Below are 15,313 nucleotides of genomic sequence, written 5' to 3' on the forward strand. Positions count from 1 at the left end.
AAATGTCAGCCTAACATAAAAGAAGCGCGTTGCAGTATCATACCAGTTGGGCGCAATAGCGACGAGATGTGGGAAATTTTTAGAATAGTAACCAGTCGATGCAAAAAGAATGATGTAATCTCCGTTGACATTACACAAGGTTTGCGCTACCAGAGCGCATTTTTGTTGTTAGCGGTTGTGATGCTTAGAACGATAAAGAGCGTCGAAGTAGATAGCGTATTCTATGGAGCCTTCGAGTTAAAAGACGACGCGGGCGCTCCTATTCTTGACCTCAAACCTCTTGTTGAAATTTTGGATTGGACGCTCGCCACAAACGATTTTCAGTCATACTCCAACACCAAAAAAATCAATGAGCTTTTAGCTGGTGATACATTCAAATCACATAGAGACGCATTCAGCGCATTTTCAACCGCTCTTCAAATAAATGCGCTTGATAGAGTCGTGTCTGAGGCGAACAGAATCCGAAGCTTGATGCAACAAGAACAAATTAAGACACGCCTTCCAATTCCCGCAACGCTTTTACTCCCTGATATACTTGAACTTCCATCGCGGCTAACTCGAAACCCTGAGGATTGGGAAAATTATCTCACCATTGCCCGATGGCAATTTGAGCATGAGCAAATTGGGCTATCGGTTCTATCTACTTGGGAAGCTCTTATCAATCGCGCCGCTTCTATTCTCCATATTCACGACTATGCATCAAACTATAAAGCATACATTGAACTTTCAAAAATAGTAAGAGCCAAAGATAACTACGCACAACATCTTTCAGAGATAAATAAACTTACGAGAAAGGCAGATACGCTGAATGAGTATCGAAAGGCGATTGCGCATGCTGATGGAGTCAGAGTTGGTCTTGAAAAACTTGAACTTCCATCGCGGCTAACTCGAAACCCTGAGGATTGGGAAAATTATCTCACCATTGCCCGATGGCAATTTGAGCATGAGCAAATTGGGCTATCGGTTCTATCTACTTGGGAAGCTCTTATCAATCGCGCCGCTTCTATTCTCCATATTCACGACTATGCATCAAACTATAAAGCATACATTGAACTTTCAAAAATAGTAAGAGCCAAAGATAATTACGCACAACATCTTTCAGAGATAAATGAACTTACGAGAAAGGCAGATACGCTGAATGACTATCGAAATGCAATCGCGCATGCTGATGGAGTCAGAGTTGGTCTTGAAAATTTTAGGGCAGAATTCAGAAAACTTCTCGGCTACTTCGAACAGGAATTACAAAAAGAAGCTATCAAGACGGCGCTTGGTAAAGAAGTGATTAGACAGATTTTTCAGCAAAACTTGCAGAAGTCTGACTCTACCACTAAATCCTAAACCCTTCATAACTTTCTTCGCCGAGCAAGCGCTTGATCAAGCGGTAGCGCTCTAAGCGAATCAGGCGGCGGTATGAAACTTGCCGTTCCAATGAGCGATGTTTTATCGTCGTGCGCAACCGTTCCTCAAAATCTTTGACGAAGACTTTTCGTCCTGCGTCGTTCAGGTGCGTGAATTTAGCCCATTAGTAAAGTGTTTTTCCTGAATTTCTCTCGTATTGACGAGCTTAAAAATTGCTCTATCCACGAATATCGGCTTGAAGATTTCCGCCAAATCCAACGCCAGCGAGAATCGCCGTTCTGAGGGTTCATGCAAGTAAGAAATTGTGGGGCTAAGTTGCGTGCGATAAATTTCCGTCAGACATGCCGAATAACAGAGCGCATTGCCAAATGAAATCAGCGCATTGATAGCGTTGTTTGGCGGATCTTTTACGCGCTCACGAAACTGAAATGCAGGCTCTTTGGACTTGATTAAGTATTGCCAAGCGTCGTAATACCTTTTCCGAACATTCCCCTCTATGCCCATCAAGGTTTGAATGTCTCCTGCCGCTGGAATTTCTTTCATCCATTCTTCTATCTCTGTAATCGCCGCTTGCAAAGCCTCTTGCACTTCTTTGCTCTCTGCGCGCGACTCAACTGAGTAATATCGCAAGTTTTTTGTAATGTTGAAACACGCTGCCGAGACAATCTCCCGCGCAATCTTCAATCGCTTCTTCTCCGACGTATAGTGCTGAACTTGACTCACCAGCAACATACCCGATACCAAATACTCTCTCGGATAATACGTGCCCGAATAAAACCCGTAGTGGTTGAAAATGTGCATCGGAATTTTGTGCTGCGCAAGAAAGTTCAAAAACCGAGCGTTGAAACTCACTTCGCCAAACACATAAAACGCATCAATGTTCGCTATTGGCAACGCTTTGCGGTTCGGGTGATTCGGCAATTCTTCCACGTCTAATTCCAATGAAATTTCTTCTTCATCTCTTTCCACAGGCGGAGCATTTTCAATCGTCTTTTCCGTTTGGTCTTGCGCAGGAAGAAAGAAAATCGTGTTATCCTTGCGTTTCAGCGTTCCGTTGGAGAAAATATAGAATGCTTGCTTGCTGGGTATGCTCTCCGACATTCTTTGAAGTGTTTTAGTTTATCTTCAAAAATCCCGCACTTCGTCATTTCCCCTCTGCACTGTCTTGCCGCCTTGCTATGCCAACGGTAACCTCGCTTGCTTTGAGAGCAAGCGGCTGGCGTTGCAACATCTAAGCATATATCAAGGCAGGAAGCCGAGATGTTAAACGATTACGACTTCGGCTTTGTTTCCTCAGTGCAACTTCACACCTCTCGTTATGTACTACATTGCCGTCTATGATGTCAATCAAAAGCGCGTGGGCAAAATGCTCAAACTCTTTCGCCGCTACCTTAACCATGTGCAAAACTCCGTCTTTGAAGGAGAGCTGAAAGACTCTGACTTTCTTCGCCTCAAAGCCGAAGCGCAGGCTCTGATGAATGAAACCGAAGATTCTCTTATTTTCTACATGCTCAATGGCAAATACCTTGAACGCGAAACGCTAGGCGTGCAAAAGAACGAACCTACCAACTTTATCTGATATGGCACACCTCACTGGCACAAAAATCAACTACTACTTCGTCTGCAAGCGGAAACTTTGGCTCTTCTCAAACCAAATTGAAATGGAACAAGAGTCTGACCTCGTTGCGCAAGGCAAGCTTATTAGCGAAACCACCTACCCCGATAAATGCCACGAACTTGACATCGATGGCGTGATGGTGCTTGACTTTGCCGACCTCCAATCAGGCGTTATTCACGAAATTAAAAAATCCGACAAAATGGAAGAAGCTCATCTCTGGCAAGTCAAGTTCTACCTTTGGCATCTGAAATCCAAAGGTCTCAACGGGCTGCGTGGTGAGTTAGATTACCCTAAGCTTAAACGCCGCGTGAGTGTTACCCTGACCGAGAACGATTGTCAGGCACTGGAGCGCATCGCAGCAGACATTGCTGCGTTAGAACGCCAAGCTACTCCCCCGCCTAAGATTGAAAAGAAGTTCTGCAAACACTGTGCTTACTTTGAGCTTTGCTGGGCGTAGTCGTCGTCGGGCAGGCTATGCAAGCCCAGCGACCGCAGGCTTACCCTCGCTTTTTAGAGCCTTTCACAGCCTAAAAACAGCGATTTTGAGCGAAATTCGCGTGTCGTCGGGGGTCAGGGGTTTATCGGCTATCGGAGGCTGACGACAAAAGGGGTTGACTTTTGCCGCCCAAATGTGTATATTTGCGACAAAATCCTCGCTTCCGTGGCGGATTCTAATTGCACCAATGTGGGATTGAAATTTTCTTTCAACAAAAAAAATGATAAAAAAAGAATATATTCTAATTGCACCAATGTGGGATTGAAATATAATACGCTTTTCCGTTCTTTGGAGAGCAACCGCCCATTCTAATTGCACCAATGTGGGATTGAAATTTTTCTAATTAGTTGAATAATCTTGCACACTTCCTCATTCTAATTGCACCAATGTGGGATTGAAATTTTTCTGGAGAGCAACCGCCCATAAATAAGGGCGGTTATTCTAATTGCACCAATGTGGGATTGAAATGCTTCCTAATGCATACATCAGCGTTGAATCTTTAAAATTCTAATTGCACCAATGTGGGATTGAAATCGAAACGAAAAGTGTGGGATTTTCTCACAGTCCCATATTCTAATTGCACCAATGTGGGATTGAAATCTCAGAATGATTTGATCCATGGGTTTTCAGAAACTGATTCTAATTGCACCAATGTGGGATTGAAATAGGATGAAGTCATAGGACGTGGTCAGAACGGGGAGTTCATTCTAATTGCACCAATGTGGGATTGAAATCCTCCACCACTTTCCTCTACCTCGCCTACCCTCAAATTCTAATTGCACCAATGTGGGATTGAAATATTCTATGTGTTGCTCGGAGACGGCTATTTTTATTAATTCTAATTGCACCAATGTGGGATTGAAATTCTAAACAGTAAAAACGACGAAGCTGATATTGATAAATTCTAATTGCACCAATGTGGGATTGAAATGAAGCAGCCATAATTCAAAAAGAGCAGCCAGTTCGATTCTAATTGCACCAATGTGGGATTGAAATTCAGGCTGTGGTTCTTCAACCACAATCCTTTTGGTAATTCTAATTGCACCAATGTGGGATTGAAATCAACCCTTTTGGTATGCGAGAAAATGAATACTGCCCTATTCTAATTGCACCAATGTGGGATTGAAATGCGGTTTTCTGCTCAGTTTATTTTTTTATACGCAAAATTCTAATTGCACCAATGTGGGATTGAAATAGCTGAAGCGACACTCTGCCATGGGGCACGTATCGCTTATTCTAATTGCACCAATGTGGGATTGAAATCATGAACAGTTTTGCGTTAAAGTCTTGCATTCACTGAATTCTAATTGCACCAATGTGGGATTGAAATGTGCCCGCTGCCCCCCGCAGGAACGCTCCCCTGAGATTCTAATTGCACCAATGTGGGATTGAAATGCGAGAGCCTTTGCGGCGTCTTGTTGCGCCGAAGTAATTCTAATTGCACCAATGTGGGATTGAAATCACATACTGTTTCTCAAAAACCGAAAAGAGAGACGAATTCTAATTGCACCAATGTGGGATTGAAATGTTCATAACAAAGACGCGCGAAGCTCACGAGGCGCTGATTCTAATTGCACCAATGTGGGATTGAAATGTAAAGCCCCCGATGAAGGACTAGACTTTATGCAAAAATTCTAATTGCACCAATGTGGGATTGAAATACTAGTGAAAACAGTGTTGTCTTGTTATTTCTGGGGATTCTAATTGCACCAATGTGGGATTGAAATTAGGTCGGATGTTGCTGACGGTGCGGTCAGTGTTCATTCTAATTGCACCAATGTGGGATTGAAATTTTGCTTCTGGTGCGCGGAACGCCAAACCAATTTCATTCTAATTGCACCAATGTGGGATTGAAATGTCAGCAGCGCCTTGGAGAAGTAGAATTTCACCCCTTATTCTAATTGCACCAATGTGGGATTGAAATGGGCCACTGACGCCTCTTGCGTCCACTTCAATTGCCATTCTAATTGCACCAATGTGGGATTGAAATCACTGCCCAGCGGCGCTGCCTATTTTAGCTTCCTGATTCTAATTGCACCAATGTGGGATTGAAATTCTATATACTCTGTAAATCGTTCATGGGGTAGTCCATGTATTCTAATTGCACCAATGTGGGATTGAAATTTCTCTTACTTTTTCAATAAGCAACGAGAACGTATTCATTCTAATTGCACCAATGTGGGATTGAAATAAACGCTCGGAGGGACTGACGCGAGACAGTGCTTCAATTCTAATTGCACCAATGTGGGATTGAAATTCGTTGTTTGTTATAACAACGGGGACATTGAGCTTGATTCTAATTGCACCAATGTGGGATTGAAATTAAGATCCCTCTCAAAGATTTTCACCTTGAACCGCATTCTAATTGCACCAATGTGGGATTGAAATTTGCAACACACGCTCAAAACTACTTGCCGTAACATCAATTCTAATTGCACCAATGTGGGATTGAAATCTCTCCGAGAGAGGGACATTTTCATAAGTGTTTTTGAAATTCTAATTGCACCAATGTGGGATTGAAATCAAACTGATTCCTGCGTGCGTTCTGCTTTATGAGCGCAATTCTAATTGCACCAATGTGGGATTGAAATTGGAATGTTCCTCACATACTATTTCTCAAAAACCGAAATTCTAATTGCACCAATGTGGGATTGAAATGCGACAGAAAGATTGGGCACATCGCTGAACTCTGAGAGAATTCTAATTGCACCAATGTGGGATTGAAATTCGGTTTGACGCCGTGCGAAAGTTTTTGGATTGGTCTATTCTAATTGCACCAATGTGGGATTGAAATGCGCGCTATTTGCCCGTGCTGCGTCAAATCGTGCGCATTCTAATTGCACCAATGTGGGATTGAAATAGGGCTGTCTCTTCATTTTATTCTAATTGCACCAATGATTCTAATTGCACCAATGTGGGATTGAAATGCGAAAACAATTGCGCGGGCTGCCCACATTGCGCATTCTAATTGCACCAATGTGGGATTGAAATTTTGACCTATAAGGAAAGACCCTCCTTTAAAGAGGATTCTAATTGCACCAATGTGGGATTGAAATCTCGTCGTCACCCTCGGTGATTTCATAGGCAAGGTCCATTCTAATTGCACCAATGTGGGATTGAAATGACGCTTAGAAACAAAAGTGCATCTGCTCGGAGTGCTATTCTAATTGCACCAATGTGGGATTGAAATTGCGCTGCGGCGTCAGTTGCGCGATGTGGGTGATAATTCTAATTGCACCAATGTGGGATTGAAATGACGCCACGCCAGCGTCGTTTCCTACTACCAATTCTAATTCTAATTGCACCAATGTGGGATTGAAATTGAGTTCATCGGTTTTTGCGTCGATATCGGACATGTATTCTAATTGCACCAATGTGGGATTGAAATATGCTTTCTTTGTCCTTTTCAGTTAATTCAATGACAATTCTAATTGCACCAATGTGGGATTGAAATCTTAAACAGCACATGAACGGCAAAAAGTGTGAAATGATTCTAATTGCACCAATGTGGGATTGAAATGTCTTCCCAGTCATCACCTTCGTCAGTATCACCTTCAATTCTAATTGCACCAATGTGGGATTGAAATGACCTACTTGCCCGCAACGCTCGAGAAAATGGGACATTCTAATTGCACCAATGTGGGATTGAAATACGCAACGCCCAGCGCAGCGCCTCACGCCGCTGCAAATTCTAATTGCACCAATGTGGGATTGAAATAATCCGCAAAGTAATTCCTGTCGTAGTATGTCCAGTTATTCTAATTGCACCAATGTGGGATTGAAATTGCAAAGCCTACTCACTTGCAAAGCTCGTTCAACACCATTCTAATTGCACCAATGTGGGATTGAAATCGGGTATTTGCGCGGTTGATAGATGTGGTTACTTCGATTCTAATTGCACCAATGTGGGATTGAAATTCTCCAGAAATAGCCGTCTCCGGGCAGCACATAGAAATTCTAATTGCACCAATGTGGGATTGAAATCTTGCTTGCTTCGACAACGAGCGCGCCGCCGTCGATTCTAATTGCACCAATGTGGGATTGAAATCGCGGTACTTTTTAACTATAGTGATGTATTTCGCATTCTAATTGCACCAATGTGGGATTGAAATCTGGTCTGCGCCAGCGGTCTTTGAAGGCACTCCTGATTCTAATTGCACCAATGTGGGATTGAAATATGGGCAGAAAAAAATTTTTTTATCTAAACAAAAATGAATTCTAATTGCACCAATGTGGGATTGAAATATCAAGGGCTGTTTCTTCGTTTTCAGCCTCTATAATGATTCTAATTGCACCAATGTGGGATTGAAATACGTGCGAACTTCAAAATGGGAAAAATCACATTCTACATTCTAATTGCACCAATGTGGGATTGAAATTGACATGCCCCCTGAAACAGAATCTCTCTATAACTTATTCTAATTGCACCAATGTGGGATTGAAATGTGCAACCTGCGCGTGTGCCAAGACAGTTGTCTGCGATTCTAATTGCACCAATGTGGGATTGAAATTCTTACTTCATCGGCAATCCTGTCGGAGAAGGGGGATTCTAATTGCACCAATGTGGGATTGAAATGTTTAGGAGAAAATGCGGACTGGAACGAATTAGTGTATTCTAATTGCACCAATGTGGGATTGAAATTTTTTCTACGCTGCTTCCGGCAGCGCGCGGAGAGTGATTCTAATTGCACCAATGTGGGATTGAAATCTTTCGTCTTTTTTTTTGTTGAACCGAGCAGGCGGATTCTAATTGCACCAATGTGGGATTGAAATCGGCCTCGAGCGAGGTCGCAGAGTCAGTGGGTATTTCAAATTCTAATTGCACCAATGTGGGATTGAAATGAAGAAGGCGGCGTCGCTGAAGTGTTTGAAGAGGGATTCTAATTGCACCAATGTGGGATTGAAATTCCATGGAAGACGAGAGGGGCTTGAACTATACCGCAGACTGGAAGAAGATGCGGAACAGGCACGCCTCGGCAAGCCTGCACAATCTAAACAACCTAAACAGGAGGAAGACAATGTCACAAGCGAGAGCGGAAGAATATGGCAATCCCTTCGAAGAGGGGACGAAGGAGTTCTACGAATACTACAGACGGTATCTAGAAGAGATGCGGGAAGTTTGGAAGAAAAGAGAGAGAATCGAAAGCGAGGTGAGGCGGCTGCTGAGAGAGGAGAAGGAATACGAACCGATACGGCATCTGGAATCAGCACTCGTGGTGGGGATGGCGATTTGGAAGCCAATCGGGAAGACATACCAAGTGGCGGTGGAGCAGGAGATAGACAAATCGCGCTTGATGCTGGAAGCCGTGCCGTCGCCACTGGTCGCTCCGAAATCAGAACGAGAACGGAGAATGCGTATCGCACTGCTTCGCTTATCGCTCTGGGAGCGAGTGCTCGAGTTCGCGAAAAGAGAGAATCTTTAATTCAAATTAATTCAAGAACCCCTGCGGTTCGCCTTTAGCTTCATTGGAGTTTGGGTGATGTTTGGGTTAATCGTTGCTATCGGTGTGCATGTGATTGCGACTGTGCTCATTGGTGTTCTCCTGCTCATCCACAGAGAAATATTTAATTGCGCCAGTGTGTGGCTGAAATCTTGACTTTGTCAGGGGTAGGAGCGACGGGGGATCAAGCCCATTCGCTGGGCTTGGAGCAGACGGTGAGGTTATGTAAAAAGCGACAGTGACGAAGCAGTCGGGCGGAGCAGCGCATCAATCACTGCCTGATTTGCTTTGGGGAACGGATACTGCCGAAGCTCATCAGGCGAAACCCAGCGGACTTCCTGACTGCTGCGTGCGAGGGCTTCCCCTGAAAGATATGTGCAATGAAACGCATGCAGCGTAATCTTGAAGTGTGTGTAAGCGTGTTTGACTTCTGCAAATTTCTCGCCGACAGAGACCTCTAAGCTAGTTTCTTCACGAATTTCACGCTGGCAACAACTGGCAAGCGTCTCACCCGACTGGAGCTTGCCGCCCGGGAACTCCCACAAATTGCCTAAAAATCCTTCTGCCTTGCGCCGTGCAATTAACACTTTTCCATCACGATGCACTACACCCACTGCAATGTGGTAATGCGGCGCTTTCGAGCGAGAAGATTTGTAAGGAATCGTGTCAGTCAAGCGATGTTGGAAGGCATAGCAGGCGGTTTGGAGCGGGCAGTGCCCACAGTGAGGGAGCTTTGGCGTGCAAACCGTTGCGCCCAGCTCCATCACGGCTTCATTAAAAATGCCAGCTTGACCTTTCGGCAAAAGCGGTTGAGCCAGCGACTCAATTTTGAGCCGTGTGGCACGCTGGCGAATATCCTCACGAATGCCAAAAAGACGGGAAAAAACTCTTAGAGCATTGCCATCAAGCGCAAGACAATCTTCACCAAAAGCAAGACTGGCGACGCTGGCAGAAGTATAGTCTCCAAAACCTTTCAACCGACGGAGCGCTGCCCGCGTCGTGGGAAGCTGACCACCATATTCCGACAAAATTTGGCGAGCCGCTGCTTGCAAGTGTCTTGCACGAGCATAATACCCCAACCCTTCCCACACCTTCATCAACTCGTTTGAATCTGCTTCAGCAAGCGCCTGAATCGTAGGAAATCGCTCTAAAAAGCGGTGATAATACGGAATCACGGTGGCCACCTGAGTCTGTTGCAGCATGACCTCCGAAACCCAGATGTGGTAGGGATTTTTAGTGCGCCGCCACGGTAAATCTCGCTTAGAACGCTGAAACCAGTCAATTAAACTTTTGCTTATATCAAAGCTCATAAGTTCATTTTTTAAAACAAGTTAAATAATTTAGCTAAAAAAAACTTAGAAGCTCAGAAAGGGTTGAAATGACAAGACAATCTGTACGCATTTTCTTGGTGCGGTCGAGCAAAATCGCATTCATGCCAGCTGCACGCGCACCTAAGACATCAATCGCATAAATGTCGCCGACATAGACACATTCGCTGGGCGAAAGTCCGAGTTTTTCAGCCGCAAGCAGAAAAATTTTCGCATCAGGTTTTTCCACCCCGACATAGTGCGAGTCGAGCACAAATTCAAGGTAAGGACGAAGACCATGCGTGATAGTGAGCGCTTCGGCACGTCCATCAGAGTTAGAAATCATTGCAAGGCGGTATGTAGGCTGCAGGGCTTTGAGAACCGCTTCGGTGTCAGGCAAAAGGTAACGCCAGAGGTTGCTGCGCTGGTGTTCAGCCAGAATCACTTCTTGAACGAAGGTAGAGCGGTCAGGCGAAAGCTAAAAAGGGAGGTCAAGGGCAGTCAGTAGTGTCTCGAAGAAAATCGGCAAGCGGGAAGCATCGGTGGTTTGTTGATGTTGCTGCACAAGCTGGCTCATGGCTTCAGTAGCGCAGGAGACCGCCTGAAAGAAACGCATTTCACTCAGCGCATACTGGTAGCGTTCTTGAAATTGTTCGTAGAAGAAAGGATAGCTGAGATGCAAAAGCGTGCCGCCAAGGTCGAAGAGAATGGCGCGCACATCTTTGGGGTTAAATGGTGTAGCCCGTAACATGGTGTTTGGTAAAATTCTGTTATTGCAATTTACACCCAAAAAACTCAAAGCAAAAATATAAGCACAAAAAGGGAAACGCCGGTAGTTATGACGGCAGGTCTTAGTTGGCAGAGCTTTTCTGTAGCAGGGCGGACAGTTTTAGACGTTTTCACTGAAATAGCGGTCGTGTGTGGGCATCTTTGCGAAGGTAAGTTTGTAGATGTCCCTCTCCTTGCTAAGGAGAGGGGGGTAGGCGAGCGGCTTGATAGCTACACCTGTGGAGTGGGTACTGGTTCAACAGCAGCAGGAGCGGTCGCTCGTGAAGGCAGAGCATCTAAGAAGGGCACGAGCGACGCTTGCTCCTCAGCACTTAGGCGAATAGCTTCAAAAGTGCAGTTCTTTGCCTTGGGGTGCGTGAGCGAAAGCACGGCAAGCTCCGCTACGTCACTGCGGTCAATTACTCCTGTGATGCGGTCGCCAATGTCAAGTTGCAGCTTGTGCTTTAGAGGCTCACCATCTTTCAAGCCGCCCGGACGAATAATTGTGAAGGTGCGTCCATTGGACGAGAAGACTTGCTCTAAATGACGCTCCGCGCGGCGCTTTTGCGAAAGAATTCCGCCGTAGAGATTGAGCGGGTGAAAAGGCTTGGTGGTAGCGATGGAACTAATAAGAATAAAGTGCCTAACGCCCGCATTGGCGGCAGCGTCAATGAGACGAATGGTACCATCCCCGTCAACTTGCACAGGTGAGCTTTCGCCAAAGAGCGAGGTGGCACCTACGGCACAAATCACGGCATCGCAACCACGCACGCAGCGCTGCACAGCCAGTTCATTCTGCAAGCGACCCAGTTCCACTTCAAGGTCACGAAACTCAGCCAGTTTGTCGGCTTTGCGTGCAAAGGCACGTGTCGTGATACCGTAGTGCTGCAGACGGCGAATAACCCAAAGCCCAGTGCGTCCTGTTGCGCCAGCAACCAAGACTTTTCCACGAAACGACATACTGCTGCAAAAAGGTTAAAGGTTACTTCAAGATTACTTCAGAAAAGAGAGCGTAGAGGTATTCTCCCACAGTGAGTAGTGGATAGAATACACCACGCCTGCGTCAACAATACTATGCAGCACCACAATTCCCCAGACATCACGGAAGAAAAAGTAAAGCATTGACCAGCAAATCACTAGCGCGACTTGGAAGGGGAAAAAAAGCTGCTTGAAGATGACCTTATCGGGCGGTAAGTCCGCAATAGAGACGACATGCGGTGGCAAGGCATTAATCCAGAGCACCCCATGAATAAAGCCGCTAAAGACCATAAACATTAAAACACCCCCCATGAAGAGGTAAGGTGCTTTATTTGTAAAGCGCTGCACCAATTTTTCGCCAAATTTGAAAACCGAAAGGAAGATGAAGGTTTCGCAGGCACCGTTGAGAATAGCAAAGATAAAAAAGGTGCTAATATCAAACGGTCGTCCTCCATTGCTGGTGGCGTTGTAATACACATAGATGTTGCCAAGCACTACAACAAGCGAAACAAAAAAGAGAATATTGCGCCGAAAAGCTTGCTGGCGTGTGAGCAAATTGGATTGATTCGGAAAAAGCTCATCGGCAAGGAAAAAAATTGCACAAGCAATGCCAATAGCCCAGTAGGCAAGAATAGCTAAGGTCATATTTTGCAAGCGGTTAAGGTTTAGGAGTTTTTTTAAGAGTTAAGGTTGTTTTGTGCTGCTATAAATCCAATCAGCAATAAAGACGTTGGTTTCGCCGCGCACCTTGCTATTGCGGTTTGAAGCAAAGATGAGCTTTTTGCCATCACGCGAAAAAAAAGGAAAGCCATCGAAGTCGGGGCAGTAGGTGATACGCTCTAATCCTGTGCCGTCTTCGTTAATGAGGTAAAGGTCAAAATTGCGCCCGCGCACCGTGTCGCCCAGATTAGACGAGAAAATAATCTGCCGATTATTAGGGTGAAAGAACGGGGCAAAGTTCGCCTTGCCATTATTCGTAACTTGGCGGCGGTTTTTTCCGTCTGCATCCATGACAAAAATCTCCAACTTGTTAGGGCGAATTAAGCCTTGCTGCAAAAGTTCAAGATAGGACTTAATTTCAGCACTGTCTTTGGGCGAAGAGGCACGAAAGACAATTTTCTTGCCGTCCCACGAGTAAAATGCGCCGCCATCGTAGCCAAGGTGGGAAGTCAGCCGCCGCTGATTTTTGCCGTCAATATCCATTGTGTAAAGCTCAAGGTCGCCATCGCGCGCCGATGTAAAGACAATCTTGTCGCCTGTTGGCGACACCGTTGCTTCAGCATCGTAGCCATCGGTGTCCGTAATGCGGCGCAAGTTTTTTCCGCTTGTATCCGCAAAGAAAATGTCGTAGCCTTTGTAGAGCGCCCACGTGTAGCCTTTGGAAAAGTCTGGTGGTGGCGGGCAGTCAGGACTGGCAAGGTGCGTAGAGGCGTAAAGAATCGTCTTGCCATCAGGCAAAAAATACGAGCACGTGGTGCGACCTTTGCCCGTGCTGACAAGACGCTTGCCAGAGCCGTCAAGATTCATAATGTAGATTTGGTCGCAATCCTGTCCTAACTGCCGAGATTGAAAAATAATCTTCGTTTCGTCAAAGGAAAGATAAGCTTCGGCATTTTCGCCGCCAAACGTCAGCTGGCGTACATTTGCAAGAAATTTTTCCTCACCCTTGTAAAGCAGCGTAACTGAGTCAAATTCAGGTGTAGAGGAGCTTGCGGGTATTGGGTCAGTAGGGCGTGCTGGTGGCAAGGCGGTGCATACCGCAAAGAGAAAAGTGCAAAGAAAAAAGAGACCGAAGAGCGTAAAAGTATTGAGCTTCATTGAGTAGCCGTGTTTTTATTCTTACTAAAAAAGTATGGCTCACTTAGGCGAAGTGAGCAATAGCATAAACCAACTGATACAAATCTCTACCAACGGAGCGAGCATGCTAAACCGTTTCAGCCTCTGCAGGCGCACTGCAAGAAGCAAAGAGCGTAGGCTTCGGCACAAACGCTTCAAATGCTTGAGGAAGCAAGCATTTCTCTAAGCTACGCTGCGAAAAAAGAAATCGCCCATCGCACACAAAACCCAGCTCACTCCAGCTCACTGCGTTCAACATCTCGCACAGCACGGTTAAATCAGCAGCTTGATTTTTCGGGAAAATTGCAAGCACAGAGCCGTCATAGTCCTTGCATGGGTGCAGAAAAAATGGGCGAGGATGACGCGTTTTACAATTGACATAAATGCGCTTCTCTGAACTTTGGTAGTGCAGTCTGCCCCAAGTCCACCAGTTTGTTTCATCAAACTTTTTGATGCGCCGTTTTAGCAGGCGGGACTTAAACGGCTCAAGGTAAGGCAGTTTTACATTGAAAATCATCCGCCGCGTTTTGCCATCTTTAACAGTGGTGGAGCACACAAACTCACGGTTGCCAAATTTCTCACTCGTAAAAACTTCGTCATCGCCACTGACAGCACCAACTTTTACGAAAAAAACATCACTAAACGGCACAGTGTATTCGCTGCTAAGGAAAAGCAGTTGCCCATTTACGCAATCAAACCGACGAGTATCTGTGTAACCCGCCTCACTGGTGAAGCGGGTCTGGCGAGAAAAGTTATTCTTCTCGAAGCGCCAAATGGCGCAGTTGGGCGTAAAGTCCGCGAAAATTCGTTGGTCGCCCAGCTCAATCCAGTCCGTAATCGTGCCTTGCTGATAGAGCCAGCTATTGAGCTTTCGGCTTGAAGTGGCCTTAAGAAAATCGCGTGGCGTGATAAAAATCAACTCACCATTTGGAGAAAGATGCTGCAGGCACTTTTCAATGAAGAAAAGGTAAAGGTTCGAGCGTCCATCGAAGCGATGGAGCGAGAGTTTCTTTTTTGTGTCAGGCAAAATGTCTTGAAAGCGCACGTAAGGAGGGTTACCGATAATGGTGTCGAACTTTTCAGAAATAGGGAGATCGAAAAAATCCATCACCAGTGCATAACGAGGTGCGTGCGCAGGGTCAATTTCAATCGCCACCGTGTCAGGGAGAAGCTCATCTGAAAATGCCCCATTGCCGCAAGCAGGCTCAAGCACGCGACCGAAGTTCCGTCGCAGCGCAAGCATTTTTCTGACAATCAATTTCGGGGTGAAGACTTGTCCAAGCGTTTCAACATTCATCACAGTTTTCCAAAAGAAGCAGGTAAGCAAGCGCCTCATCACTTCATATACTTTTCGGCAAGATAAGGTCGGTCGGGTGGCAGCGCAAGTTCTTGCCGCTTGGGGTCAATGATAACGTCCAAATCCTCCATCACAATAGAGCCAAGTAGGACTTCAGTATTTTCGCTGAGCACTACAGCGTCAGTGGTGCAGCGACGATTCTTGAAACGCACT

The 15,313-nt window shown here is 45.6% G+C and carries 12 protein-coding genes and 1 CRISPR repeat array; of the genes, 4 read left to right on the top strand and 8 right to left on the bottom strand.

From position 1 onward, the window contains the following. The coding region (gene csx2, locus NZM05_12260) for a TIGR02221 family CRISPR-associated protein (protein MCS7014386.1) at positions 1-1,338 on the top strand (1,338 nt) is incomplete at its 5' end. A 162-nt stretch (positions 1,339-1,500) separates the two neighbouring features. Here the strand turns inward: csx2 and cas1b are convergent. Then, entirely contained in the window at positions 1,501-2,460 is a 960-nt protein-coding gene (gene cas1b / locus NZM05_12265; GenBank protein ID MCS7014387.1) for a type I-B CRISPR-associated endonuclease Cas1b, read from the bottom strand. A 217-nt stretch (positions 2,461-2,677) separates the two neighbouring features. On the opposite strand from cas1b, the gene cas2 reads away from it, so the two are divergent. The 3 genes from cas2 (at position 2,678) to NZM05_12280 (ending at position 8,896) form a co-directional block, all read left to right on the top strand. Beyond that, entirely contained in the window at positions 2,678-2,938 is a 261-nt protein-coding gene (gene cas2 / locus NZM05_12270; GenBank protein ID MCS7014388.1) for a CRISPR-associated endonuclease Cas2, read from the top strand. A 1-nt stretch (position 2,939) separates the two neighbouring features. Then, complete coding sequence (cas4, locus tag NZM05_12275) at positions 2,940-3,434, top strand: CRISPR-associated protein Cas4 (protein ID MCS7014389.1); 495 nt, start codon at positions 2,940-2,942, stop codon at positions 3,432-3,434. A 211-nt stretch (positions 3,435-3,645) separates the two neighbouring features. Then, a CRISPR array of direct repeats spans positions 3,646-8,380; the repeat unit is 30 nt; unit sequence ATTCTAATTGCACCAATGTGGGATTGAAAT. A gap of 111 nt (positions 8,381-8,491) precedes the next feature. Beyond that, the gene (locus NZM05_12280; protein MCS7014390.1) at positions 8,492-8,896 is read left to right on the top strand and encodes a hypothetical protein; all 405 of its coding nucleotides are present in this window, start codon (positions 8,492-8,494) and stop codon (positions 8,894-8,896) included. 239 nt (positions 8,897-9,135) lie between these two features. On the opposite strand, the gene mutY is transcribed toward NZM05_12280, so the two are convergent. The 7 genes from mutY to NZM05_12315 form a co-directional block, all read right to left on the bottom strand. Further along, on the bottom strand, positions 9,136-10,224 hold the full coding sequence (mutY, locus tag NZM05_12285; protein ID MCS7014391.1) for an A/G-specific adenine glycosylase: 1,089 nt from the start codon (positions 10,222-10,224) through the stop codon (positions 9,136-9,138). 34 nt (positions 10,225-10,258) lie between these two features. Continuing rightward, the gene (locus tag NZM05_12290; GenBank protein ID MCS7014392.1) at positions 10,259-10,666 is read right to left on the bottom strand and encodes an HAD family hydrolase; all 408 of its coding nucleotides are present in this window, start codon (positions 10,664-10,666) and stop codon (positions 10,259-10,261) included. Between the two features lie 33 nt (positions 10,667-10,699). Then, positions 10,700-10,972 (bottom strand): hypothetical protein, encoded by a 273-nt coding sequence (locus tag NZM05_12295; protein MCS7014393.1) that lies wholly within the window; start codon positions 10,970-10,972, stop codon positions 10,700-10,702. Positions 10,973-11,220: 248 nt separating this feature from the next. Beyond that, positions 11,221-11,949, bottom strand: coding sequence for an SDR family oxidoreductase (locus NZM05_12300; protein MCS7014394.1), 729 nt, complete (start codon positions 11,947-11,949; stop codon positions 11,221-11,223). A gap of 33 nt (positions 11,950-11,982) precedes the next feature. Next, positions 11,983-12,612, bottom strand: a complete 630-nt coding sequence (locus NZM05_12305) for a hypothetical protein (protein ID MCS7014395.1) — start codon at positions 12,610-12,612, stop codon at positions 11,983-11,985. A 39-nt stretch (positions 12,613-12,651) separates the two neighbouring features. Beyond that, the gene (locus tag NZM05_12310; GenBank protein ID MCS7014396.1) at positions 12,652-13,785 is read right to left on the bottom strand and encodes a hypothetical protein; all 1,134 of its coding nucleotides are present in this window, start codon (positions 13,783-13,785) and stop codon (positions 12,652-12,654) included. Between the two features lie 106 nt (positions 13,786-13,891). Continuing rightward, positions 13,892-15,100, bottom strand: a complete 1,209-nt coding sequence (locus NZM05_12315) for a class I SAM-dependent methyltransferase (GenBank protein MCS7014397.1) — start codon at positions 15,098-15,100, stop codon at positions 13,892-13,894. Positions 15,101-15,313 lie beyond the last annotated feature (213 nt).

The sequence above is a fragment of the Chloroherpetonaceae bacterium genome, assembly GCA_025056565.1.
Classification (GTDB): Bacteria; Bacteroidota; Chlorobiia; order Chlorobiales; family Thermochlorobacteraceae; genus Thermochlorobacter.